Source organism: Paenibacillus mangrovi (assembly GCF_022898935.1).
Classification (GTDB): domain Bacteria; phylum Bacillota; class Bacilli; order Paenibacillales; family Paenibacillaceae; genus Paenibacillus_AQ; species Paenibacillus_AQ mangrovi.
In genome coordinates, this window is the sequence record NZ_JALIRP010000001.1 from 555,198 (window position 1) to 577,839 (window position 22,642).

Annotated in this window: 24 protein-coding genes; all 24 read left to right on the top strand. The window is 47.6% G+C overall.

Annotation, left to right across the window (positions count from 1 at the left end; all coding sequences use genetic code 11):
* Window positions 1–9 precede the first annotated feature (9 nt).
* The 24 genes from fliG to MUG84_RS02565 all read left to right on the top strand — a co-directional run bounded on the left by fliG (window position 10) and on the right by MUG84_RS02565 (window position 22,602).
* The gene (gene fliG / locus MUG84_RS02450; RefSeq protein WP_244719139.1) at window positions 10–1,026 is read left to right on the top strand and encodes a flagellar motor switch protein FliG; all 1,017 of its coding nucleotides are present in this window, start codon (window positions 10–12) and stop codon (window positions 1,024–1,026) included.
* Window positions 1,019–1,867 (top strand): FliH/SctL family protein, encoded by an 849-nt coding sequence (locus MUG84_RS02455; protein ID WP_244719154.1) that lies wholly within the window; start codon window positions 1,019–1,021, stop codon window positions 1,865–1,867. Before fliG ends, MUG84_RS02455 begins: the two co-directional genes overlap by 8 nt.
* On the top strand, window positions 1,854–3,173 hold the full coding sequence (fliI, locus tag MUG84_RS02460; protein ID WP_244719157.1) for a flagellar protein export ATPase FliI: 1,320 nt from the start codon (window positions 1,854–1,856) through the stop codon (window positions 3,171–3,173). Before MUG84_RS02455 ends, fliI begins: the two co-directional genes overlap by 14 nt.
* Window positions 3,174–3,182: 9 nt before the next feature.
* Window positions 3,183–3,626 carry a flagellar export protein FliJ gene (fliJ, locus tag MUG84_RS02465; RefSeq protein ID WP_244719160.1) on the top strand — a complete coding sequence of 148 codons (444 nt, stop codon included), beginning with the start codon at window positions 3,183–3,185 and terminating at the stop codon, window positions 3,624–3,626.
* Between the two features lie 47 nt (window positions 3,627–3,673).
* The gene (locus MUG84_RS02470) at window positions 3,674–4,603 is read left to right on the top strand and encodes a MotE family protein (protein ID WP_244719164.1); all 930 of its coding nucleotides are present in this window, start codon (window positions 3,674–3,676) and stop codon (window positions 4,601–4,603) included.
* A 39-nt stretch (window positions 4,604–4,642) separates the two neighbouring features.
* On the top strand, window positions 4,643–6,007 hold the full coding sequence (locus MUG84_RS02475) for a flagellar hook-length control protein FliK (protein WP_244719167.1): 1,365 nt from the start codon (window positions 4,643–4,645) through the stop codon (window positions 6,005–6,007).
* 18 nt (window positions 6,008–6,025) lie between these two features.
* On the top strand, window positions 6,026–6,589 hold the full coding sequence (locus tag MUG84_RS02480; protein ID WP_244719170.1) for a flagellar hook capping FlgD N-terminal domain-containing protein: 564 nt from the start codon (window positions 6,026–6,028) through the stop codon (window positions 6,587–6,589).
* A complete protein-coding gene (locus MUG84_RS02485) occupies window positions 6,586–6,969 on the top strand; it encodes a TIGR02530 family flagellar biosynthesis protein (RefSeq protein WP_244719173.1) in 384 nt (127 codons plus the stop codon). The genes MUG84_RS02480 and MUG84_RS02485 overlap by 4 nt, the downstream gene beginning before the upstream one ends.
* Window positions 6,970–7,048: 79 nt before the next feature.
* Window positions 7,049–7,867 (top strand): flagellar basal body rod protein FlgG, encoded by an 819-nt coding sequence (flgG, locus tag MUG84_RS02490; RefSeq protein WP_244719177.1) that lies wholly within the window; start codon window positions 7,049–7,051, stop codon window positions 7,865–7,867.
* 56 nt (window positions 7,868–7,923) lie between these two features.
* Window positions 7,924–8,148 carry a flagellar FlbD family protein gene (locus tag MUG84_RS02495; protein ID WP_244719180.1) on the top strand — a complete coding sequence of 75 codons (225 nt, stop codon included), beginning with the start codon at window positions 7,924–7,926 and terminating at the stop codon, window positions 8,146–8,148.
* Window positions 8,145–8,609 (top strand): flagellar basal body-associated FliL family protein, encoded by a 465-nt coding sequence (locus MUG84_RS02500; RefSeq protein WP_244719183.1) that lies wholly within the window; start codon window positions 8,145–8,147, stop codon window positions 8,607–8,609. Before MUG84_RS02495 ends, MUG84_RS02500 begins: the two co-directional genes overlap by 4 nt.
* 33 nt (window positions 8,610–8,642) lie before the next feature.
* On the top strand, window positions 8,643–9,641 hold the full coding sequence (gene fliM, locus MUG84_RS02505; RefSeq protein WP_244719186.1) for a flagellar motor switch protein FliM: 999 nt from the start codon (window positions 8,643–8,645) through the stop codon (window positions 9,639–9,641).
* Window positions 9,631–10,887, top strand: a complete 1,257-nt coding sequence (fliY, locus tag MUG84_RS02510) for a flagellar motor switch phosphatase FliY (RefSeq protein WP_244719203.1) — start codon at window positions 9,631–9,633, stop codon at window positions 10,885–10,887. Before fliM ends, fliY begins: the two co-directional genes overlap by 11 nt.
* A gap of 27 nt (window positions 10,888–10,914) precedes the next feature.
* A complete protein-coding gene (locus MUG84_RS02515; RefSeq protein ID WP_244719206.1) occupies window positions 10,915–11,280 on the top strand; it encodes a response regulator in 366 nt (121 codons plus the stop codon).
* A 6-nt stretch (window positions 11,281–11,286) separates the two neighbouring features.
* On the top strand, window positions 11,287–11,823 hold the full coding sequence (locus MUG84_RS02520; RefSeq protein ID WP_244719228.1) for a flagellar biosynthetic protein FliO: 537 nt from the start codon (window positions 11,287–11,289) through the stop codon (window positions 11,821–11,823).
* On the top strand, window positions 11,820–12,572 hold the full coding sequence (fliP, locus tag MUG84_RS02525; RefSeq protein ID WP_244719262.1) for a flagellar type III secretion system pore protein FliP: 753 nt from the start codon (window positions 11,820–11,822) through the stop codon (window positions 12,570–12,572). The genes MUG84_RS02520 and fliP overlap by 4 nt, the downstream gene beginning before the upstream one ends.
* A 28-nt stretch (window positions 12,573–12,600) precedes the next feature.
* Window positions 12,601–12,870 (top strand): flagellar biosynthesis protein FliQ, encoded by a 270-nt coding sequence (gene fliQ / locus MUG84_RS02530; protein WP_244719267.1) that lies wholly within the window; start codon window positions 12,601–12,603, stop codon window positions 12,868–12,870.
* 13 nt (window positions 12,871–12,883) lie between these two features.
* Window positions 12,884–13,672, top strand: a complete 789-nt coding sequence (fliR, locus tag MUG84_RS02535; RefSeq protein ID WP_244719270.1) for a flagellar biosynthetic protein FliR — start codon at window positions 12,884–12,886, stop codon at window positions 13,670–13,672.
* Window positions 13,673–13,694: 22 nt separating this feature from the next.
* On the top strand, window positions 13,695–14,783 hold the full coding sequence (gene flhB / locus MUG84_RS02540; RefSeq protein ID WP_244719273.1) for a flagellar biosynthesis protein FlhB: 1,089 nt from the start codon (window positions 13,695–13,697) through the stop codon (window positions 14,781–14,783).
* A gap of 26 nt (window positions 14,784–14,809) precedes the next feature.
* On the top strand, window positions 14,810–16,843 hold the full coding sequence (gene flhA, locus MUG84_RS02545; protein WP_244719276.1) for a flagellar biosynthesis protein FlhA: 2,034 nt from the start codon (window positions 14,810–14,812) through the stop codon (window positions 16,841–16,843).
* On the top strand, window positions 16,840–18,234 hold the full coding sequence (flhF, locus tag MUG84_RS02550) for a flagellar biosynthesis GTPase FlhF (RefSeq protein WP_244719279.1): 1,395 nt from the start codon (window positions 16,840–16,842) through the stop codon (window positions 18,232–18,234). Before flhA ends, flhF begins: the two co-directional genes overlap by 4 nt.
* Window positions 18,231–19,130 carry a MinD/ParA family protein gene (locus MUG84_RS02555; RefSeq protein WP_244719282.1) on the top strand — a complete coding sequence of 300 codons (900 nt, stop codon included), beginning with the start codon at window positions 18,231–18,233 and terminating at the stop codon, window positions 19,128–19,130. The genes flhF and MUG84_RS02555 overlap by 4 nt, the downstream gene beginning before the upstream one ends.
* Window positions 19,131–19,164: 34 nt before the next feature.
* Window positions 19,165–20,460 (top strand): protein-glutamate methylesterase/protein-glutamine glutaminase, encoded by a 1,296-nt coding sequence (locus MUG84_RS02560; protein WP_244719285.1) that lies wholly within the window; start codon window positions 19,165–19,167, stop codon window positions 20,458–20,460.
* A 33-nt stretch (window positions 20,461–20,493) separates the two neighbouring features.
* Window positions 20,494–22,602: a chemotaxis protein CheA gene (locus MUG84_RS02565; protein ID WP_244719288.1), complete on the top strand. Its 2,109-nt coding sequence runs from the start codon at window positions 20,494–20,496 to the stop codon at window positions 22,600–22,602.
* Window positions 22,603–22,642: the final 40 nt, after the last annotated feature.

Below are 22,642 nucleotides of genomic sequence, written 5' to 3' on the forward strand. Positions count from 1 at the left end.
GTGAATTCATTGGTAAAACCAAACAGCCAGGGACTGAGTGGGCGGCAAAAAGCGGCGATCCTGCTTATTACCCTGGGTCCGGAAGTTTCGGCTCAAATCTTCAAACATCTTAGAGATGAAGAAATTGAACAGCTTACATTAGAAATTGCGAATGTCCGCAAAGTGGACAGCGTGGAAAAAGATATGATTCTGGCAGAATTCCATCAAATCTGCCTGGCTCAGGAATATATATCGCAGGGCGGTATTAATTACGCCAAGGAAATTTTGGAGAAGGCGCTTGGATCGCAGAAAGCGGTTGAAGTGATCAACCGCCTGACAGCGACATTGCAAGTTAGACCATTCGATTTCGCCCGCAAAGCGGATCCGAATCAGATTTTAAACTTTATCCAGAACGAAAATGCTCAGACCATTGCGCTTGTCCTGTCCTATCTTCAGTTCGAACAGGCCGCTGCCATTCTGTCATCTCTGCCTCAAGAGAAACAGGCGGACGTGGCCAGAAGAATTGCAGTCATGGACAGCACTTCGCCGGAGGTTATTTCCCAGGTTGAAAGAGTACTTGAACAAAAGCTTTCAGCTACGGTCACCCAGGACTATACCAATGCTGGTGGTATCGAATCGATCGTTAAAATTTTGAATGGCGTCGACCGAGGTACAGAACGAACGATTCTTGATTCTCTCGAAATTCAGGATCCAGAGCTTGCCGAAGAAATCAAAAAACGGATGTTTGTTTTCGAAGATATTGTCAATGTGGACAACCGTTCCATTCAGAGGATTATCCGCGATGTGGAAAGTGCGGATCTGCAGCTTGCCCTCAAAGTGGCGAGCGAGGAAGTGCGGGATGTCATTTTCCGCAATATGTCCAAGCGGATGTCCGAAACGTTCAAAGAAGAAATGGAGTACATGGGGCCGGTTCGGCTGCGTGACGTGGAAGAAGCTCAAACCCGTATCGTAGGTACGATCCGCAGACTGGAAGAAGCTGGTGAGATCATTATTGCTCGCGGCGGAGGGGATGACATCATTGTCTAATTTGATTAAATCTTCCCAGTATGTTCCTGTTGAATCGCTCAAAAAGCTGGATTTGGGACATCGCTATGTTTCATTAGAAGAAAATGTTTGTTTGGATGAGCAGACATCAGGAGAAATGATAGAAATCCAGGCTGATGAGGAATCCAAGCGTCTTAGCAAAGAGATGCTTGAGGACGCGCGTGAATTCGCTGAACGTCAGCTGCGTTCGGCTTCTGAAGAAGCTGAACGCATACTGGCAGAGGCAAACGAGCAAATCGACAGCTGGTGGCAGGATCGCAGACTTCAGGATGAGCATCTCATAGAGGCTCTGAAATCTGAAGGATATGACACGGGATATCGGGAGGGTTCTGAAAAAGCCATCTCTGATCTGCAGGATGAAATATCCCGCATGATGGATGAAGCCCAAACGGTTTTGAAACAGGCTTATCTAATGAAAGAACAGATTATTCAAGAGGCTGAGCCGTTTCTTGTTGAACTGAGCTGTGCCATTGCCGAAAAGGTGATCGATAAACAGCTGACGGTTGAATCGGATTATGTGATTGATTTAATTAAAAGCAATCTATCCCGCAAGCGGGAACAGGGAGTCATTACGTTATGCGTTGCGGCCAAGCATTTCGCTTTTGTTCAAGCAGCGAGAGAAGAGCTTGCCGCGGCGATCGACTCCCAGGCCGAGCTGCAAATATTACCTGATTCTACAGTGCATGACCGCGGCTGCGTCATTCGTTCTTCCTTCGGAAGTGTTGATGCGAGAATTGATACGCAGTTGACCGAAATCAAGAAAGAGCTTATCCGGATCGCACTGGATGATGAGGAGCGGAGAGACCAGCATGAAGATGCTTAACAGCGGACGATACATGGAGCACCTGCGAAATTTGGATCCGGTCAGAGTCAACGGCAAAGTAACCCAAGTTATCGGCTTAATGGTTGAATCCGAGGGGCCGGATGCAAGTGTGGGAGATGTTTGCTACATCTATCCGACCAAAAGCACTAAGCCTCTTCAAGCTGAAGTTGTTGGGTTCAGGGACAATAAAGTACTGCTCATGCCGCTTGGCGAGCTTCATTCCATTGGTCCGGGCTGTGATGTTGTTGGTACCGGAAAACCGCTGAGTGTGCAGGTGGGCTCAGAGCTGCTTGGCAAGGTGCTTGATGGTTTGGGACAACCGCTAGACGGATCACTTATTCCAACACGAATGCCGTACAGTTCTACATACAACGAACCTTCCAATCCTCTGAACCGGCCGAGAGTCAAGGAGCCGATCAGCATCGGCGTAAGGGCTATCGATGGTCTGCTTACCATTGGCAAGGGGCAGCGGGTTGGTATTTTTGCAGGCTCAGGTGTCGGCAAAAGTACGCTGATGGGCATGATTGCCCGAAATACGTCGGCTGATGTCAATGTGATCGCACTCATCGGGGAACGCGGCCGCGAGGTTCTGGATTTTATTGAAAGAGATTTGGGACCGGAAGGGTTGCAGCGCTCCGTCGTTATTGTTGCTACATCGGACCAACCGGCGCTGGTGCGGATCAAAGGAGCGCTCATCGCCACGACGATCGCAGAATATTTTCGCGATAGAGGCATGAATGTCATGCTGATGATGGATTCCGTTACGCGGTATGCCATGGCACAGCGTGAAGTTGGTCTGGCTATTGGCGAACCACCGGCTATGAGGGGCTACACCCCTTCCGTATTCGCGAGTTTGCCCAAGCTGCTGGAACGAGCTGGAACTGGGCCGACAGGCTCCATAACGGCCTTCTATACGGTGCTGGTAGACGGTGATGATATGAATGAACCGATCGCCGATGCAGTGCGGGGGATTCTGGACGGTCATATTGTGCTGGACCGCAACATTGCCAATAAGGGCCATTTTCCGGCCATTGACGTTCTCGCCAGCATCAGCCGGGTGATGAAGGACATTGCACCGGAGGAGCAGATTGAAGCTGCCGACAACCTCAAGCGTCTGATGGCGGTTTACAGAGATTCGGAAGATCTTATCAATATCGGTGCGTATCAAAGAGGTTCGAATGAGCAAATTGACGAGTCGATGGATTATATACAAGGGATTTGGGATTTTACCAAACAAAAGGTGAATGAAAAGGTAACGCTGGACCAGGTGCAAGAACGTTTGATTTCTGAATTTTCAAGGAGATGACCTTAAGGAATGAGATTTCAGTATGCGTTCCAGAAAATAGTGGATTTAAAGGGCAATGAGAAAACACAGGCCGAATGGATGCTTTCCAGCGCAATTGGCAAATTGCAGGCGGAAGAAAAGTCGCTCGGAGAGCTGCTTCATAACAGGGAGCGGATGGCGAGCGAGCTTCAGGAAGCTGCTGAGCGGAGAGCGCCTGTGTCGAAAATTCAAGAGTTTCAAATGTATGTCGAACACCTGGAACAGTGCATCGAGAAGAAGCATTCTGATGTACAGCAGGCAAGTGTCAACGTTCATATGAAGAAAAAGCATTTGTCTCATAAGATGCTGGACGAGAAGGTCTGGCTCAAGGCAAGAGATAAAGCCAAAAGTTCCTTTCAGCAAAGCATGCTCCTGAGGGAACAGAGTGAACTGGATGAAATGGCAACAGTAAGGTTCGCCATGAAAGCGAAATAGAAGGAACCTGATTGAAAACAAGCTGTTGCCTCGGGGGTGGATCGATTGTGGCAGAGAAAGATTTTGAGATAGAAGAGGAATCCGCAGGGGGATTTGAGAGGTTTCTATTTTTTATGATACCTATCATTTTCACGGTTGTCCTGATTGGGGTTCTGCTTACCTTATTTAATGTAGATGTTCGAAACAATATGCTCGACTTCGCCAACAAAATTCCTGTCGTTAAAAATTGGGTTCCTGATCCGGTAAAGGATCCTGAAAAAACGAAACTTCAAAATGCAAAGGATCAGATCGATAGCGAGAAAGCCACGATTGATCAGCTGAAAAAGGATCTGGCAGCCAAGGACGCTGAACTTCAAAAAGCCAAGGAAGAAAAGGCTCAGCAGGAAGAGAAGCTGAAGAGCGCACAGGAGCAGCTTGACTCGGCGCAGAAATCCGCTTTCAATGCTTCGGCTAATGGGAATGACACGAATACGGACCCTTACGAGAAGCAGATCAAGGATCTGGCTAAAATGTATGCCGACATGAGCCCAAGCAAGGCAGCGCCTATTTTGCAGAATATGACAATGGATGAGGCTGTCGAGCTGCTTAGCGCTATGAAAAACGAAAACAGAATGGCGATCTTGGCCAAAATGGATCCAAAAATTGCGGCTGACATAACCGTGAAGCTCAAGGATACCGCTTCTTCAAGTGATTTAGCAATTGCCGCGCTGCAGTCTAGGATTGATCAGGATTCGGCAACGAAGCAGGCGACAACGTCTACCGGACTGGATAAGAACCAGATCAGACAGACTTTTGCGAGTATGCCTGCCAAAAGCGCAGCAGAATTACTGCTCTCGACCTATAAAATTTCACCTGAAAAAGTGCTGACGATTCTTAATTACGTGGACGATACAACTCGTTCAGGGATTCTGGATGCAATGAGTACGCAGGATGCGAAAACAACCGCCGTCATTTTAAATAAACTGATGAGCAAATGATTTTTACAGCCGATCATTCGTTGAAAGGAGGTGAAAAAAATGAGTCTCATATTTCAGAATATTGCCGGCGGGAATGCAGGGAGCGGTAAGACAACAGCAGCAGGTGCCAAACATACGGCTGCAGCGGCGGGTCCGGCAAATGCTACAACAGGTACGTTCAATCAATCGCTCGAGCAAACGATGGCCGGAGACGGAGCCCAGATCAATGCCAGTGCTATTATTGGTGCGGGCACTTTGCTGGAAGGGCTGATGAAGCTTGCAGGTCTGAACTCTACGGGTGAAGATGCGAAAGGCAGTGAACAGAATGTAATGAATCTGCTGCAAAGCATGCTCGGCGATACGGACAAGCTGGATGAAGCTATTGCGGCTGATCCGGGACTATTCGCAGCGCTTCAAGGATGGCTTCAGCAAATTCAAAGCCTGCTTGCTGAGCAAACAGACCTGGCGGTGAATAATGCCATGACAGAGAATGGAAATGCATTGACAGGGCTGCTTTCCGAAAACCCGGCGACAATACGCTTTGTGGTGCAGGACGGACTGGCACAGCTGGTTTCCATGCTGCAAAAATCAGAAGAAAATTGGAATGTGTCTCTCCCTGCTATGCAGCTTTTGAAGTCCTTTCAGGGCATTCTTGGTAAAGCGGCTTTGATTCAACCTAAACAAACAGGAGGAGCAAGCACGGCTGCTCCGGAAAGTGATGTTAAATCAGCTGCTGCCGTAACCGGAACTCTGATTAACAAAAACACGGTTTCTGGACAAACTTTGAGTTCCTTGATGAAGGTAGATCAGACTGCAGCAGGTGAACAAGCGCAGACTTCTGAGAAACAGGAGCCTGAAAGCGACGTGTTCAGTACCCAAAACACGGTAACAGCAGGACAGTTGGTCCTTAGACAAGGAATTAACTCTTCAGTGAAAAGTACCGCTCCGGTGCCGGTTGAAAAGTTTTCCGAGGAAATGACCGGTTTCGTTGTAAGCAAGCTGGATTTTGTTAAGCAGCATGGTATCTCAGAAGCCAGAATCACGCTGTATCCGGAACGTCTTGGACAAGTGGATATCAAACTGACGATGCAAAATGGACAGCTCGTAGCCCAGTTTACAGCAGAGAATGCGGCAACAAAGGATTTGCTCGAGCAGCAGATGAGTCAGCTTCGTTCTTCACTGCAGACGCAGGGAGTACAGGTTGAGAAGCTTGTTGTCACCCAAAATCAATCGCTTCACTCGCAAATGTATCAGGATGGCCGTCACCCAGGTCCTGGACAGCAGCAGTCAAACCGCCGTTCTAAGGAAAAAGAAGCTCCAACGGATGATGCGCTTAAAATCGCTGAGCTTGGAGATGAGCTGAACGAATGGCTGGCTGAACAGGAGCATGTCGAAGGCGGAAATACATTTACGGCAAAAGCTTAAAGATGGAGGTGAAAAGAGATGGCATCCGAAAACTTTTCCACAACCAACATTTGGCCTAACTATTCGGCTTCGAATGTGGCCAAAGCCAGTGCTAAAACGCAATCGCTTGGCAAAGACCAGTTTCTCAGCATTTTGATCACGCAGCTGCAGAATCAGGATCCGATGCAGCCGATGGAAGATAAAGAGTTTATCGCCCAGATGGCCCAGTTCTCGACGGTGGAACAGCTGCTCAACATTTCGAACCAGCTGACTGCAATGAGCCAGTCCCTAGGGAATGTTTCGGGTCTGATCGGCAAAGAAATCACCTGGTTAGATACCGGAAGCCCAGATAACATCAGCGACAGCGACACTGGAGAGCTGAAATCGGGCATTGTCGATTCTATTTTGGTTAAGGACGGAGTCCAGTACGCATCCGTAGGATCTGTGGCGATTCCTCTGACAAAGATTATTGAGATCAAAGAAGTGCAAAAAGAAGAGCCGACAGTACCTGAAGATCCAACAGCTCCTCCAACTAATGATAATCCGGATACAGTGCATGATCCGTCAGATAACAACACATCCGGAAGCGGTGAAACCAAATGAGCGAGCGATTGACCATCGGGCAGCTGTACCCATCCAAGATCTACCCTACTGCACAGAATGCAGCCCAGCGGAATTCGCAGCAGGAATCATCACAAGCTTCGTTTGACCAGCTATTTCAGGACGAGCTGCTTAAATTCAGCAATCATGCGGCCAAAAGGCTGGAACAAAGAGGCATTAAACTGAAGGGTGAACAATTGGCCCAAATCCAGAATGCAGTTGATAAAGCGGCTGCGAAAGGAAGCAAGGAATCACTGATCCTGATGAAGGATATGGCGCTCATTGTAAATGTGGCGAACCGGACTGTCGTTACAGCGATGGATGGCAGCTCGATGAAAGACAATGTGTTTACTCAAATTGATAGTGCGGTTGTCATATCTTGACTTGGCTGGCCCGACAGGAGAGCCAATGGACTGCTGAACGACTGATGCGGTCCATGACCTATAGAGGAGGAAATATTCAATGTTGAGATCCATGTATTCAGGCGTTTCAGGTATGCGCGGTTTTCAAACCAAGCTTGACGTTATTGGCAACAACATCGCAAACGTGAATACGGTGGGATTTAAGTCCGGCCGCGTGATGTTCAAAGATGTAATGAGCCAAACGGTTGCGGGAGTGACCCCGCCGAATGATACCGATCAGGGCGGTATAAACTCCAAACAAGTCGGTCTTGGCGTTTCGATTGGCTCGATCGATACGGTTCATTTGGGTGGCAGCGCTATGACGACGAATAACCCAACCGATATGCGGATTGACGGGGACGGATTTTTCCTGGTCAAGTTGAACGGGGATCAGGAAGTTCCATTCCTGACACGTGCCGGTGATTTCCATATCGATGCGGGGAAGCATCTGGTAACTTCTGATGGACTTTTCGTCTGCGACGCCGGAGGAGAGCCGATTACCCTGAATGACGATACAACAGCATTCTCCATCGCTCAGGATGGAACAGTTGTTCAGAAATTGGCAGATGGCACGACGGATACGGGAATCCAGCTGGGAGTGGCTAAAGTCATCAACCCGGAGGGTCTTGAAAAAATCGGCGGCAATCTGTACCGCATGACGGTTAACGCCAATCCGGACGGAGCGCTTGAACCGACAACAGCGAACAATGCCGAGACTGGAACAGGTGCGATCGTGTCCGGCCAGCTCGAGATGTCAAATGTAGATCTGACGAGCGAATTTACGGAAATGATCGTAGCCCAGCGCGGATTCCAGGCTAACTCGCGGATCATCACGACATCTGATGAAGTGCTTCAGGAAGTTGTAAATCTGAAGCGTTAATAGATTGAAAGCATGGGAGGGGTTTGCCTCTCCCCAATTCCCATAGGAGGCCCGCTATGATTTCTGTTACCCGGTTAAACGGATCACCATTATGGCTGAACGCTCTGCTTATCGAAACAGTGGAAGAAACGCCAGACACATATATCACATTGGTCACGGGCAAACGCATGATCGTTCTGGAGAAAGCAGCGGAGGTCATTTCCTTGGTGAAACAATATAATCAGGAAATCGGCGTTCATAATGCCACAATAAAAGTGCAACAATTGGAGGAAAACTCATGAAGAAAATGCTGCCTTGGCTGATCACTATGCTTCTGGCTATTACACTGATCGTGGTTGCTGTAGTTCTGCTTACGCCTCAGATGCTCGGAAAAAATAACAATTCGAATACTGCGGCGCAGGCGATCGAGGGTAAAAAATTATCAGCGGATGAACTTGTGAATGTGACATCTGAAATTACGGATATCAAGACCAATCTTGCAGATCAGGATTATATCGTATTGATGAGTTTTGCGTTCCAATTGAACGATAAGAAATCCAAAGAAGAATTCGACAAGATTAAAGAGTTCAAAATCAAGCCGATTATTATCAAAACCCTTGCCGATACCAAACCGGATGAGCTGAAAGGTTCAAATGGTAAGGACAATTTAAGCGCAAAATTGATCAATTTGATCAATAAGACTCTGACTGAAGGAAGACTGAATCAAATCGAAATTACAAATTTTGTTTTGACTCCGCTCTAAAACCCAAGACAATCCTACAAGGGGGTGAGATGATTGGTTGATGTATTATCGCAAAATGAGATTGACGCCCTGCTGGCCGCGCTTTCGTCCGGTGAAATGGATGCGGAGGAACTGAAAAAAGAGGAGACCCAGAAAAAGGTCCGATCTTATGACTTTAAACGGGCGGTCCGTTTTTCCAAAGATCATATCCGCAGCTTGACTCGCATTCACGAAAATTTCGCGCGTTACTTAACAACTTATTTCTCCGCACAGCTGCGGACCTTTGTACAGATCAACGTGGTTCAGGTTGAACAGCTTCCGTATGATGAGTTTATTCGCTCGATTCCTAAGATGACAATTCTGAACATTTTTGAAGCCGAGCCTCTAAAAGGAAGAATGGTGCTGGAAGTCCATCCGAACGTAGCGTATGCGATGCTGGATCGTCTGCTGGGTGGTCTAGGCAACGCTCCTACGAAAATTAACACGCTGACAGAAATCGAGACTACGATCATGGAACGGATATTCAGCCGCGCCTTCGATAGTCTTGCAGAGGCATGGAAGACTGTTTTGGACTTCTCCCCTCGGATGGAAGCGATGGAAACGAACCCGCAGTTCATGCAAATTGTATCGCCGAACGAAACGATTGCACTCATATCGCTCAGCACCAAAATCGGCGACACGACAGGGATGATTAACCTTTGTATACCGCATGTCGTGCTTGAACCGATCATGTCGAAGCTGTCGGCACATCAATGGTTCGTGTCAGAGAAGAAATCGAGTGTGCCTGAAGAAGCTGAATCTTTGAAATTCCGGATCAGCCAGGCCAAATTGAATATTATTGCTGAGCTTGGATATTCCCAAATTTCCATCTCTGAATTTTTGGGCTTAAGTGTTGGAGATGTGATCAGCCTCAACAAAACGGTAGAGACCGGGCTGCCGATCAAGGTGGGAGACAGACTCAAATTTATAGGAAGTCCAGGGACGCTCAAGGACCGGGTGGCCGTTCAAATAGACGAAATTGTCAGCGAAGGAGTTGAGGAATTTGACGAGTAACGAATATTTGTCACAAGAAGAAATTGACGCTTTGCTTAAACAGTCTGAACCGGATAATTCCGGAAGCGCTAGCGGAAGTACGGTTGATGATTATTTGACTCCTCTGGAGCAGGACGCTCTGGGCGAGATCGGAAATATCACCTTTGGAAGCGCGGCAACGGCTCTTTCAACTCTGCTAGGTAAAAAGGTAGATATTACAACTCCGAAAGTATCGATCATCACACGACAACAGTTTGAATCTGAATTTCCTAAACCGCATGTGGCGGTCCATGTTACGTATGTAGACGGGTTTGAGGGTATCAATTCGCTCGTGATCAAGACACGTGATGCACAGGTTATCGCGGACCTCATGCTTGGCGGAGAGGGGAATCCTGACGATCAGGAGCTAAATGAAATACATATCAGCGCCGTGCAGGAAGCGATGAACCAAATGATGGGATCCTCCGCGACCTCCATGTCCACGATTTTTAACCGGTTTGTGAATATATCTCCACCGGGAATTGATATCCTGGATGTGGCAAGCGGTGATGGAGTCAGCAGTCTTCCACCCGAGCAGACGCTTATTAAAATCTCGTTCCGGCTGACGATCGGGGATCTGATCGATTCTACGATCATGCAGCTTCTTCCAATCCAGTTCTCCAAAGATATGGTTAATACGCTGATTCACGGAACAGAGAATGCTGAACAAATGATTCAGGAAACTGCGGCAGCGGTTCAGGCTCAGGAAAGTCTGGCAGCGGCACAGCCTGCCCAAGCACCTCAGCAGCAGCCACCGGCTCAGCAGCAGCCACCGGCTTATCAGAATCCATATGGGGCGCAAGCTCAGGGAATGCCAACTGCAATGCCAGGCTACGGATATGATCCGAACCAGCAAATATCGCCGTACGGCAGTCCTCAGCACTATGGAACACAGTATAACCGCAACGTGAATGTTCAACCTGTACAGTTCTCCAATCTACAATCTGGAGCATTCGGTACAGTTGATCAAAATAATTTGAACTTATTGATGGACATTCCTCTTAAAGTGACCGTAGAATTAGGAAGGACCCAGAAGCAAATTAAGGATATCTTGGAAATGTCCCAAGGATCGATCATCGAACTGGACAAGCTTGCCGGAGAGCCGGTGGATATTCTTGTGAATAACAAGCTGATCGCCAAAGGCGAGGTTGTTGTTATTGATGAGAACTTTGGTGTGCGTGTCACAGATATTCTCAGCCAATGGGACCGAATACAAAAATTACAATAAGCAAAATTTAGGGAGGATTTTTAATCAATGGCTAACCGTATTCTTATCGTGGATGATGCTGCATTTATGAGAATGATGATCCGTGATATTTTGTCTAAAAATGGTTTTGAAGTTGTAGGAGAGGCTCAGGATGGAGCACAGGCAATCGAGAAATTTAAAGAGCTTCGCCCGGATCTGGTTACGATGGATATCACGATGCCTGAAATGGACGGGATTGTCGCTCTGAAAGAAATCAAGAAGCTGGATCCAAGTGCAAAAGTGATTATGTGCTCCGCAATGGGACAACAGGCTATGGTTATCGATGCGATTCAAGCAGGAGCTAAAGACTTTATCGTGAAGCCTTTCCAAACGGACCGCGTTATCGAAGCAATCAACAAAACGTTAGGTGTTTAGGTTTTCATGCTTATCGCCGATATGGAAACACCCCAAAGCCCAGGAAACTACACATTAGATTTGATGTATGTCATTGTTGTTTTGGCAGTCATCGTGACACTGATCGTTCTATTAATCCGTTTTCTGGGCAAGAAAAATAAAATTTGGTTTACCAGTCGTGCTGTTCGGACCTTGGGTGCTGTTGGACTTGGTCCGAACAAATCCCTTCAGATTATCGAAATCGGCAGCAGTCTGTATCTGGTCGGCGTAGGCGAAGACATCCGTCTCGTGGACAAGATTTCGGATCCGGAAGAAGTGAAGCTGATCATGAAGGCATTTGAGCAGGAATCAAGTGCCCAATCAGGTTCGCTTTCTCCACTGCTTGAGAAACTGGCTTCCAGACTCCGTAAACAAGGTCCGGTGTCGGAGGAGATTACACTTGAGGATACGTCATCTTTCCACGAGGTCTTTGACGAGAAGTTGCGAAAAATGTCGAGCCGTAAGGAAAAGATGGAGGAGCTTCTTCGCGAAGACAATACTACAGATCGGTTGAGGGATCCATGAAAAAGAAGGTTTTGCTAGCTTGCATCGTATTATCGGTTATTAGTTTGCTTGCAATGACAGCGGCTTTTGCTGATCCCATTCCGAATATCGATATCAAGGTGGGCGATTCAGGAGGCAAACCAAGTACCAGCGCATTGTCCATTATACTCCTGATTACTGTCATCAGCATCGCGCCGGCTCTGCTGGTGCTGACGACAAGCTTCACCCGGATTGTGGTCGTTTTGGGTTTTGTGCGAACATCACTCGGAACTCAGCAAATGCCGCCTAATCAGGTGCTGGTAGGTTTGGCGCTGTTCCTGACGCTGTTTGTGATGACACCGACGTTTTCAGCGATGAACGATGTTGCCCTGCAGCCTTATCTGAAAGGTGAAATTACCCAGACACAAGCGCTGGATAAAGCTGCTGATCCGATGAAAAAGTTCATGTTCTCGCAAACGAGAGAAAAAGATCTGCTGTTATTTATGAAGTACACCAAAACGGAAAAGCCAGAAACCTATAAGGACATTCCAATGTCCGTTATGGTGCCGGCGTTTGCAATCAGTGAATTGAAAACAGCGTTTCAAATGGGCTTCATGATATTCATACCATTTCTCATTATTGATATTGTCGTCGCCAGTACGCTGATGGCCATGGGGATGATGATGCTTCCTCCGGTCATGATTTCGCTGCCATTTAAAATTCTGCTGTTTGTGCTTGTGGACGGATGGTATCTGGTCGTCAAGTCACTGCTGATGAGTTTTAATACATGATGGATGAAAAAGGCGAAGGAGGCCGGTTATGAATTCTGATTTTATTATCGGACTCGCGGGACAGGCGGTTTATACCGTTCTCAAGGTAAGCGCACCGATGCTGCTGCTCGGTTTGATCGTCGGTCTGATCGTGAGCATATTCCAGGCAACGACGCAGATTCAGGAACAGACGCTGGCGTTCATTCCGAAGATTGTGGCAGTTCTACTGGCTATCCTGCTGTTTGGTCCTTGGATTTTGACGACATTGGTGGATTTTACGTTTAACATTCTTGACAATCTATACAAATATATCGGATAGGCGGTAGCTTCCTATGAACATGCTGCTTGATAGCCTGCCGGTATTTATGCTTATTTTTTGTCGAATTAGCTCTTTTTTTGTTGTAGCACCCGTGCTTTCTTCAAAAGGAGTTCCGAATACCTTTAAGATCGGCTTGTCTTTTATTCTGTCCATACTCGTGTATCTGACTTATGGGGTACACCAACAACTTCCGACTGATGCGACTTACATATTGCTGATTATCAGGGAAATCCTGATTGGGCTGCTGTTAGGTTTTGTGGCATTTATGCTGTTTATGGTCATTCAAACGGCCGGTGCGTTTATCGATATCCAGATTGGCTTTGGTATAGCGAATGTCATTGATCCCATGACGGGGATGTCTTCGCCCGTACTGGGCAATTTCAAGTATATGTTCGCCGTGCTTCTGTTTCTCACGATGAACGGGCATCATTACCTGATCGATGGCATTATTCGCAGTTATGACTGGGTACCTTTATCCAATGACTTTTTCACAAAACTGTATAACGGAAGCATCTCTGAATTTTTAATCAAAACATTCGGCCAATCTTTTGTACTGGCCTTTCAAATGTCGGCACCCATTGTCACCGCGTTATTTCTGACCGATTTAGGCTTAGGCTTTCTGGCCCGTACGGCCCCGCAGTTTAACGTGTTTGTCATCGGGATGCCGCTTAAAGTGATAGTAGGCTTGGTTGTGCTGCTGCTCATCGTACCCAGTTTCTCATATATATTCGGAGATCTATTCAACATTATGTTCGAATCGATGCAGAATCTGCTGGGGATTATGGGGCACAAGCCGACGTAAGCGGGATGGAGGAGCGACAGGAGTGTCCTACAGGTATCCACTGGATTTGCAGTTGTTTGCCGGCGAGAAAACAGAAAAAGCGACACCCAAGAAGCGGCAGGATACCCGTAAAAAGGGCCAGGTCGCCAAAAGCCAGGAACTGTCCGGTGCTGTTGTGCTGCTTGCCTCCTTTCTAAGTTTACTTATGTTTGGCGGGTTTATCAAAAAACATTTGGTGGGGCTGTTCAAGGATGTCTTCGTCAACCGTCTGAATACCGATGTGTCGATCGGTAATGTGATGAGTATGACGATGCATTATGTCATCCAGATTCTTATTCTGCTCGCACCCCTGTTTGTGACGACGGTTGTTGTGGCATTAGTCGCCAATGTGGCGCAGGTGGGATTCATGCTTACGGGTGAGACCCTGAAGCCTAAATTCAGCAAGCTGAATCCAATCAAAGGCTTTAAAAATATCTTTTCGGTACGATCACTAGTCGAATTTTTGAAATCTATATTTAAAATTACGATTATCGGGCTGCTGGTCTATCAGACCTTGTCAGGCGCCTTGCCGGAGATTGGCAAGCTTTCGGAGATGAACATTGAGAAAACCTTTCATTTCGTGGCCAGCATGACAATGAATCTGGGTCTGAAAATAGGAGCTGCCCTGTTTGCCATGGCTATACTGGACTTTTTATATCAGCGGTATGAATTTGAGAAAAGTATACGGATGTCCAAGCAGGATATCAAAGATGAGTACAAAAAAATGGAGGGTGATCCGCTGATCAAAGGCAAGATCAGGGAGCGCCAGCGCAGAATGGCTATGCAGCGCATGATGCAGGAAGTGCCAAAAGCGGATGTCGTCATTACCAACCCGACTCACTTCGCAGTGGCGCTGAGGTATGACGGTTCGCAAATGGAAGCCCCGCAGATTGTAGCCAAGGGACAGGATTTTGTAGCTCTGCGCATCAAGGAAATCGCCAAAGAAAACGGCGTCATTACAATGGAAAACAGACCTCTCGCCCGCGCCCTGTTTCAAAGAGGGGAGATTGGAGATTCCATTCCCGCCGACTTGTTCCAGGCCGTGGCTGAAGTTTTGGCATATGTATACAAATTAAAAGGCAAGGTTAAATAAATCAGGGATCGGAGGCAGTGAAGCCATTGAAAATGAAAGAGATTACGGTATTACTAGGTGTCATCGGCATCGTTCTCATGATGATTCTTCCGATCCCGACATGGCTTTTGGACATATTGCTTGTCATAAACATCTCGCTCGCTCTATTAATTCTGCTTGTGGCCATGAATACGAAGGAAGCATTGCAATTTTCGATTTTTCCATCATTACTCTTAATCACTACCTTGTTTAGACTTGCGTTAAACATCTCCACAACCAAATTGATTCTGTCTGAAGGTTTTGCTGGAACTGTGGTATCCACCTTCGGTAGCTGGATTGCAAATGGGCAGATCGCCGTCGGGTTTATCGTATTCCTGATTTTGGTGGTCGTTCAGTTTATCGTCATTACCAAGGGCTCTGAACGGGTTGCAGAAGTGGCGGCCCGTTTTACCCTCGACGCGATGCCAGGTAAACAGATGAGTATCGACGCCGATTTGAACGCCGGTCTGATTAACGAGCAGCAGGCTCGTGAGCGCCGTAGAAAAGTAGAACGCGAAGCCGACTATTATGGAGCCATGGATGGTGCCACGAAATTTGTCAAAGGCGATGCCATTGCCAGCATTATTATTTTGATCATCAACCTGATCGGCGGATTTATTATCGGGATGTCCATTCACGGTATGAGCTTTACTGACGCTTTGTCGACTTACTCGGTACTGACGATCGGCGACGGACTCGTAAGCCAGATACCCGCACTGCTGATTTCCACGGCATCCGGTTTGATCGTGACCCGTTCTTCTTCGGAAGGCAATTTGGCCAGTGATTTGACAGAACAGCTGATGTCTTATCCGAAGCTTCTGTATATCGTTGGCGGAACCATTGCACTGCTTGGATTTTTTACGCCGATCCACATCATTACAACAATGCCGCTTGCGTTTATCCTGTTGTATACGGCATACAAAATGCAGAAGAATATGGAACGCAAGCAGATCGAAGTAGAGCAGCAGGAAGAAGAACAGCAGATCGAAGAAGTCCGAAGTCCGGAAAGTGTTATCAATCTGCTGCAGGTTGACCCGATTGAATTTGAGTTCGGCTATGGACTCATTCCGCTGGCGGATGTTCAGCAAGGCGGCGACCTGCTGGACCGGATCATCATGATACGCAGACAATGCGCACTTGAACTAGGACTTGTTGTACCGGTCATCCGAATTCGCGACAATATTCAACTAAAACCGAATGAATATGTCATAAAAATTAAAGGGAATAACGTCGGCGGCGGTGAATTATTACTTAATCACTACCTAGCAATGAGTCCTGGGTATGATGACGAAAGCGTTTCTGGGATTGAAACACTAGAACCGGCGTTTGGTCTTCCGGCACTATGGATTGATGAAGCAACCAAGGAGAGAGCTGAGCTCTCGGGTTATACGGTTGTGGATCCGCCATCTGTGGTGGCCACGCATCTAACTGAGCTTATTAAGAAACACGCTCATGAGCTGATTGGGCGTCAGGAAACCAAAACGCTGGTCGACAATTTGCGGGAGAGTTATCCAGTGCTTGTCGACGAACTGATTCCAAGCGTTCTTGCGATCGGCGACGTACAGAAGGTACTTGCTAAGCTTCTGCGTGAGAAAATATCGATCCGGGATCTTGTTACGATTTTTGAAACGTTGGCTGACTACGGTCAGTATACCAAGGATCCGGACGTACTGACGGAATATGTGAGACAAGCTCTTTCCAGACAGATCACCCAGCAGTTCTCCCAGGAAGGAGAAACGCTGAAGGTGATTACGGTAGGACCAACGCTGGAGAAGAAAATCGCTGAAAGTGTGCAGCAATCGGATCAGGGAAGCTATTTGGCAATGGATCCGATGTCCACCCAGACGGTTTTTCAAAAGCTCAGCGAGCAGGTGAACCGTTTACTGCAGTCCGGGCAGCAGCCGATTTTGCTGACTTCACCCACAATTCGCATGTATTTGCGTCAAGTCATTGAGCGGACGATGCAGGATATTCCGGTACTTTCCTACAGTGAACTGGAACCTAATGTAGAAATTCAAAGTGTCGGAGTGGTGAATTTATGAGAGTAAAGCGATATCTGGTCGATACGATGCCTGAAGCGATGCTCCAGATCCGCAAAGACCTTGGCAGCAATGCCGTCATACTCAGCACGAAGGAGACCAAAATTGGCGGTTTTCTCGGCATGTTCAGACAGAAGAAAATTGAAGTGGTCGCGGCTGTGGAAAATGAAGAGCAGACCAAGCAAAGTAAACCGCAGTCTGCTCCAGTCCGTACGCCCATGGCCGTACCGCAAAGGGCTGTGCCTCAGGCCTACAAGAAAACGGCTGAATTAACCTCCGTAGCAGCCTCGGAGCAGGCTGCTGCGGCTTCTGTCGAGTCTCCACTGAAAATGGATGTGGCAGCGGAAATGACTGAGACAAAGGAAGGCTTGTATCCAAAAAACTTCGAAGATATTTTGGCAGCCCGGGAGGCTGAAGAAGAGCAGACTCAGGAAGCAGCAAATGAACTTTTTTTAGCGAAAACTCGTGAAGCTTCTCTACGATATGAAAGTGAGAAAAACCTAACGAGATCTTCCACAGAAGATAAGCTTCTGGAGGAGCTGCGCGAAATGAAGGCATGGATGGCAAAAATCTCGCGTCAGTCGGCTGTGCAGCAGACTCTTCCCGAAGTGCTCCAGAAGCTCCAAGATCGGCTGCTGCTACAGGACATTGAAACAGACATCATTCAGGAATGGATCGGAGCTGCTTTTGAGTATTGGGAAGAAAACGGCAGAGCGGCCGATGAGGCTGAAATGGAAGCTTTCATTCTCGGCCAGATCAAATCATTCCTTTCAAACCGTTTCGGCGGAGGCATTGCAGGCGATACCAAGATCGTATATGTTGCAGGCCCAACAGGCGTAGGCAAGACGACAACAATTGCCAAAATGGCGGCCGAGCAGCTGTTCAAATATCACCGGAAAGTAGGCTTTGTCACATCTGATACCTACCGGATTTCTGCGGTGGAGCAGCTCAGAACATACGCTTCGATACTGAACGTGCCGCTTGAAGTTGTTCAATCCCCAGGTGACATGCAGCGTGCTCTTCAGCGCCTGAACTACTGTGATCTTATTTTGATGGATACCGCGGGCCGCAACTACCGCAATGAGCTTCTTGTATCTGAGCTTCAGAGCTTGTTTTCCCCGGATGAGAAGAGTGAGACCTATCTGGTGCTCAGTCTTACGTCCAAAACGAGGGATATGAAGCAAATTACGGAGCATTTCAGCAAGTATGGTCTGAACAAAGTCATTTTCACCAAGCTGGACGAGACAGGAAGCTACGGTTCCATCATCAATCTGATCCAGGAGTACCCATTACTCCTCTCATATATGACCAACGGTCAAAATGTACCCGATGATTTGATGTTACCGGGAGACCAAACACTTGGCAGCTTGCTGCTGGGAGAAGAAGGAATATGACAGACCAGGCACAGACATTAAGAGATTTAGTTATGAAGCGTGAACATGAGCGTGCCAAACAAACATCAGGAACCAGCAAACAGAGAACCACAAAGTTTATTACGGTGACAAGCGGAAAAGGAGGCGTGGGTAAGTCCAATTTTACGTTAAACTTTGCCTTTACACTGCAGTCTTTGGGTAAACGGGTACTGGTTTTTGATGCCGATATCGGCATGGCGAACATTGATGTATTGATGGGGGTTTCGGCCAAATATAATCTGTACCATCTGCTGCGGCGTGAGAAACGTATCGATGAAATTATCGAACGGGGTCCTGGCTTTCTGTCTTTTATCGCAGGGGGATCCGGGATGTCCGATTTGTTTTCTCTGTCTCAGAGTGATCTGGACTACTTCTCGGAACAAATTGAGAGTGTTGCAGACGAAATGGATTATATTATTTTTGACACCGGAGCAGGATTGTCCAAGGCGAATTATAACTTTATCCATTCAGCGGACGAGTGTCTGGTCGTAACCACACCTGAGCCAACGTCAATCACTGACGCGTATGCTCTGATTAAAGTGGTAAGCTCGCAGGATGAAAGAACTTCCTTCAAGCTTATCGTCAACCGTGCAAGCGGTGAAAAAGAAGCTGTACATACAGCGGACAAAATTATGATGGCGGCGAAGAGGTTTCTAAACGTTGACATCTCTTTGCTTGGATACATCAGCGAAGACCACCATGTCGTGGAGGCAGTCAAAAAGCAAGTTCCTTTTTCAACGGCTTTTCCGAATTGTGTTGCGGCGCGTGATATACAGCGAATCGCTCATCGTTACATGACTGTGCCGGCTTCCCCGGAACCAGGTGCCTTGACGGGAATCAAAGGATTTATGCAAAAGTGGCTTCGTCGAACAAAATGATTCTTCTGTAATAGGGAGCAGGGGTGGAAATGGCATGACGCCATATAAAGTCGTAGTAGTAGATGACTCGGCATTTATGCGGAAGATTTTTTCGGACTTGATCGAAAAGGACCCCGCATTTCAGGTCATAGACACAGCCGAGAACGGAAGGGAAGCGGTTGAGAAAATAACGAGGCTGCAGCCTGATGTAGTGACAATGGATGTAGAAATGCCTGAAATGAATGGTCTAGAAGCTTTAAAACGGATCATGGCTGAACATCCTCTTCCGGTGATTATGCTCTCAGGGATCAACGAGGAGGGAATGAAGGAAACCATTATCGCTTTGGAATCCGGAGCTTTTGATTTTATCCGCAAACCATCGCTTACGTATTCCCAGCATATTGATCAGGTTGGGGACACGCTGCTAGAACAGCTGAAAGCGGCAATGGGCGCTCGTGAGCGAAGAGCCGCGTTCCGGGCGGAGGAAGAGAAGAGGAAGCAGCTTAAGGCAGAGTCCTTGGAGCCACTTCAGAGTTCTTTTACCGTATCCAAAGTGAGCATGGTAAAGGCGGAGCCAGCTAAACGTCAGACCGCTTCTCCTAAAAAAACAGAACCTGTTAAGAAGCAGGAGAGCCGGAGCCAGCCAAAGAAGGAAAAAGCCGCTTCGATGCTGTTCAAGCCTCAGCGAGAAACGGCAGCTACACAGGAGATTTCCTTGCCACCACCCGCTTTACCGCAAATACCTGTGGTAGCCGTGAATGAACACCTCGAGTCCTATAATCACATTGTTGCGATCGGCTGTTCAACAGGAGGCCCGAGGGCTTTGAAGGCTGTACTCGAAAAGATTCCGGCGGATTTGCCGGCTCCGGTGGTGATCGTGCAGCATATGCCGCCTAACTTCACGAAATCGTTGGCTCAGCGGTTAAATTCCTTCAGCCCTCTGGAAGTGACGGAGGCAGAGCATGGAGTGGTACTGAAAGCCGGCTGTGCCTATATCGCTCCTGGCGGCAGACACATGAGGGTCGCCCAGGGCTCCGCTGGCCGCTATTCACTGATTCTTTCAGATGATGAGCCGCAAAACGGCCACAAACCGTCAGTGGATGTCCTGTTTGAATCGCTGCTGCCGCTGACGCTACTAAAGCGCCATGCCGTGCTCATGACGGGAATGGGCAGCGATGGTGCACGTATGATGAAGCGCCTGTATGATGCGGGTGTATGCAGTACGTTTGCCGAGAGCGAAGAAACCTGCATTGTATACGGGATGCCTCGCTCGGCGGTTGAGCTGAATTGTGTAAGCCATGTTTTACCACTTCAAGAAATCGCAGCCGGTGTGATCCATGCTGTGAAGTAACGGAAAGTGAACTCATAAAGGAGGTGTCTCACAATGGACATGAACCAATACTTAACCATGTTTATTGATGAGTCCAACGATCATCTGCAATCACTAAACGAAAATATGCTACTGCTTGAAGGTAGTCCCAATGATCTTTCGATAGTGCAAGTTATTTTCCGTTCGGCACACACCTTAAAAGGGATGGCTGCGACTATGGGGTTTGAAGACCTGGCTGCACTTACCCACCAGATGGAAAATGTACTGGACCTGGTCCGGAATGAAAAGCTTACGATGCAAGACTTTATTTTTGATACATTATTCAAAGGTTTAGACGCCCTGGAATCTATGGTACAAGATATTACCGAAGGCGGGGATGGCAAAGCAGATGTATCGGAGATCGTAACATCGCTGCAGGCGATTGTTAGAGGAGAAGCTCCATCCACCAAAGGATCAGGGGAAGATGTTAAAGCTTCTACATCGACTTCCGCTGCAAAGATCAATACGGCCATACAACTGGATGAGTTCCAGTATTCCGTCTTGAACCAATCCATTGCGGATGGACATCGTGTTCTATATCTGGATATTCATATCCGTGAAAACTGTCAGCTCAAAGCCGTACGCGCCTATATGGTATTTGATCTGCTGGAAAGATCGGGTGAGGTTGTAAAGTCATCTCCATCCGCACAGGACATTGAACAGGAAAAGTTTGATCACAGCTTCTCTCTTTACTACATAACACTGAAAGATCCTGCAGAACTGGAAAGTCAAATTTTAAACGTGTCGGAGATCGATAAAGTCACTGTGATGAAGCTTGATCAGGAATCGCTGCTTCAGATGTGTCAACTCGGCTTGACTTCGCAAGAAGCTGCGGCAGCCGTAGAAGCGCCTTCCAAGGAGAATTCTTCCCAGGGGGCGGCGTCGCAAGCGGATGCTAAAGAGCAAACTGAACCGAAGCAAACAAGCCCTGCCGCTGAGGCTAAAACTCCTGCCAAAACCGGAGGGGCCGCACCTTCCCGCACGATCCGCGTAGATATTGAACGACTTGACGTGCTGATGAATTTATTCAGTGAATTATTGATTGACCGTGTTCGTCTGGAGCAGCTTGCCAGCGAGGTACAAAATCATGCACTGACGGAGACGGTAGAGCATATGAGCCGTGTTAGCTCTGATCTGCAGGATATTGTGATGAAACTTCGGATGGTTCCAGTTGATACGGTCTTCAACCGTTTCCCTCGGATGATCCGGGATTTGGCTAAATCGCTCGATAAAAAAGTGGATCTGATTATCACAGGTGCAGACACCGAGCTTGACCGGACGGTTATTGATGAAATCGGCGATCCTCTGGTCCATCTCTTGAGAAATGCCGTTGACCATGGTATTGAGCCGATTGCCGAACGGATCAGCAGCGGCAAGCCTGAGACAGGTACCGTTAATCTTCGCGCCTTTCACAGCGGCAACCATGTTTTCATCGAGATTGAAGAAGACGGACGTGGTATTTACCGTGATAAAATCCTGAAGACGGCCTTGAAAAAAGGCGTAGTTACAGAGGAACAGGCATCAGCGATGTCTGATGAAGAAGTACATCAGCTGCTGTTCGCTCCGGGTTTCAGTACCGCAGAGAAAATTTCCGACGTTTCAGGACGCGGGGTAGGCCTCGACGTGGTCAAAGCTAAGATTACTTCGCTTGGCGGACAAGTTACCATCTATTCCACACCGGGCAAAGGAACGAACTTCTCGGTTCAGCTCCCGCTTACCCTGTCGATTATCGCAGCGATGCTGGTGAAAATGGGATCAGAGAAATATGCGATTCCGCTGTCTTCGATTGTTGAAACGGGAATCGTACGCAAAGAGCAAATCCGTACGGTCCACGGCAACAGAATGATAGAGTTCAGGGGACAGCATATTCCGCTGATTTCGTTGAGCCGTATTTTCAATATCAAGGATTTTGACGAAAATGCAGAGGCAGAAACGGAGATCATCGTGATCCATAAATGCGAACGCCTGGCTGCTCTGGCGATTGATGAATTTATTGGACAAAACGAAATTGTTCTGAAAAGCCTTGGCAAATATCTGCCGCAGATCAAAGGCATTTCGGGTGCCACTATCCTTGGCGACGGTCAGGTTGCGCTCATCCTTGATCCAAATGTGTTTATAAAATAGACAAGCAAAGCTTCTATATAACGATCTCACCGCATCCGAG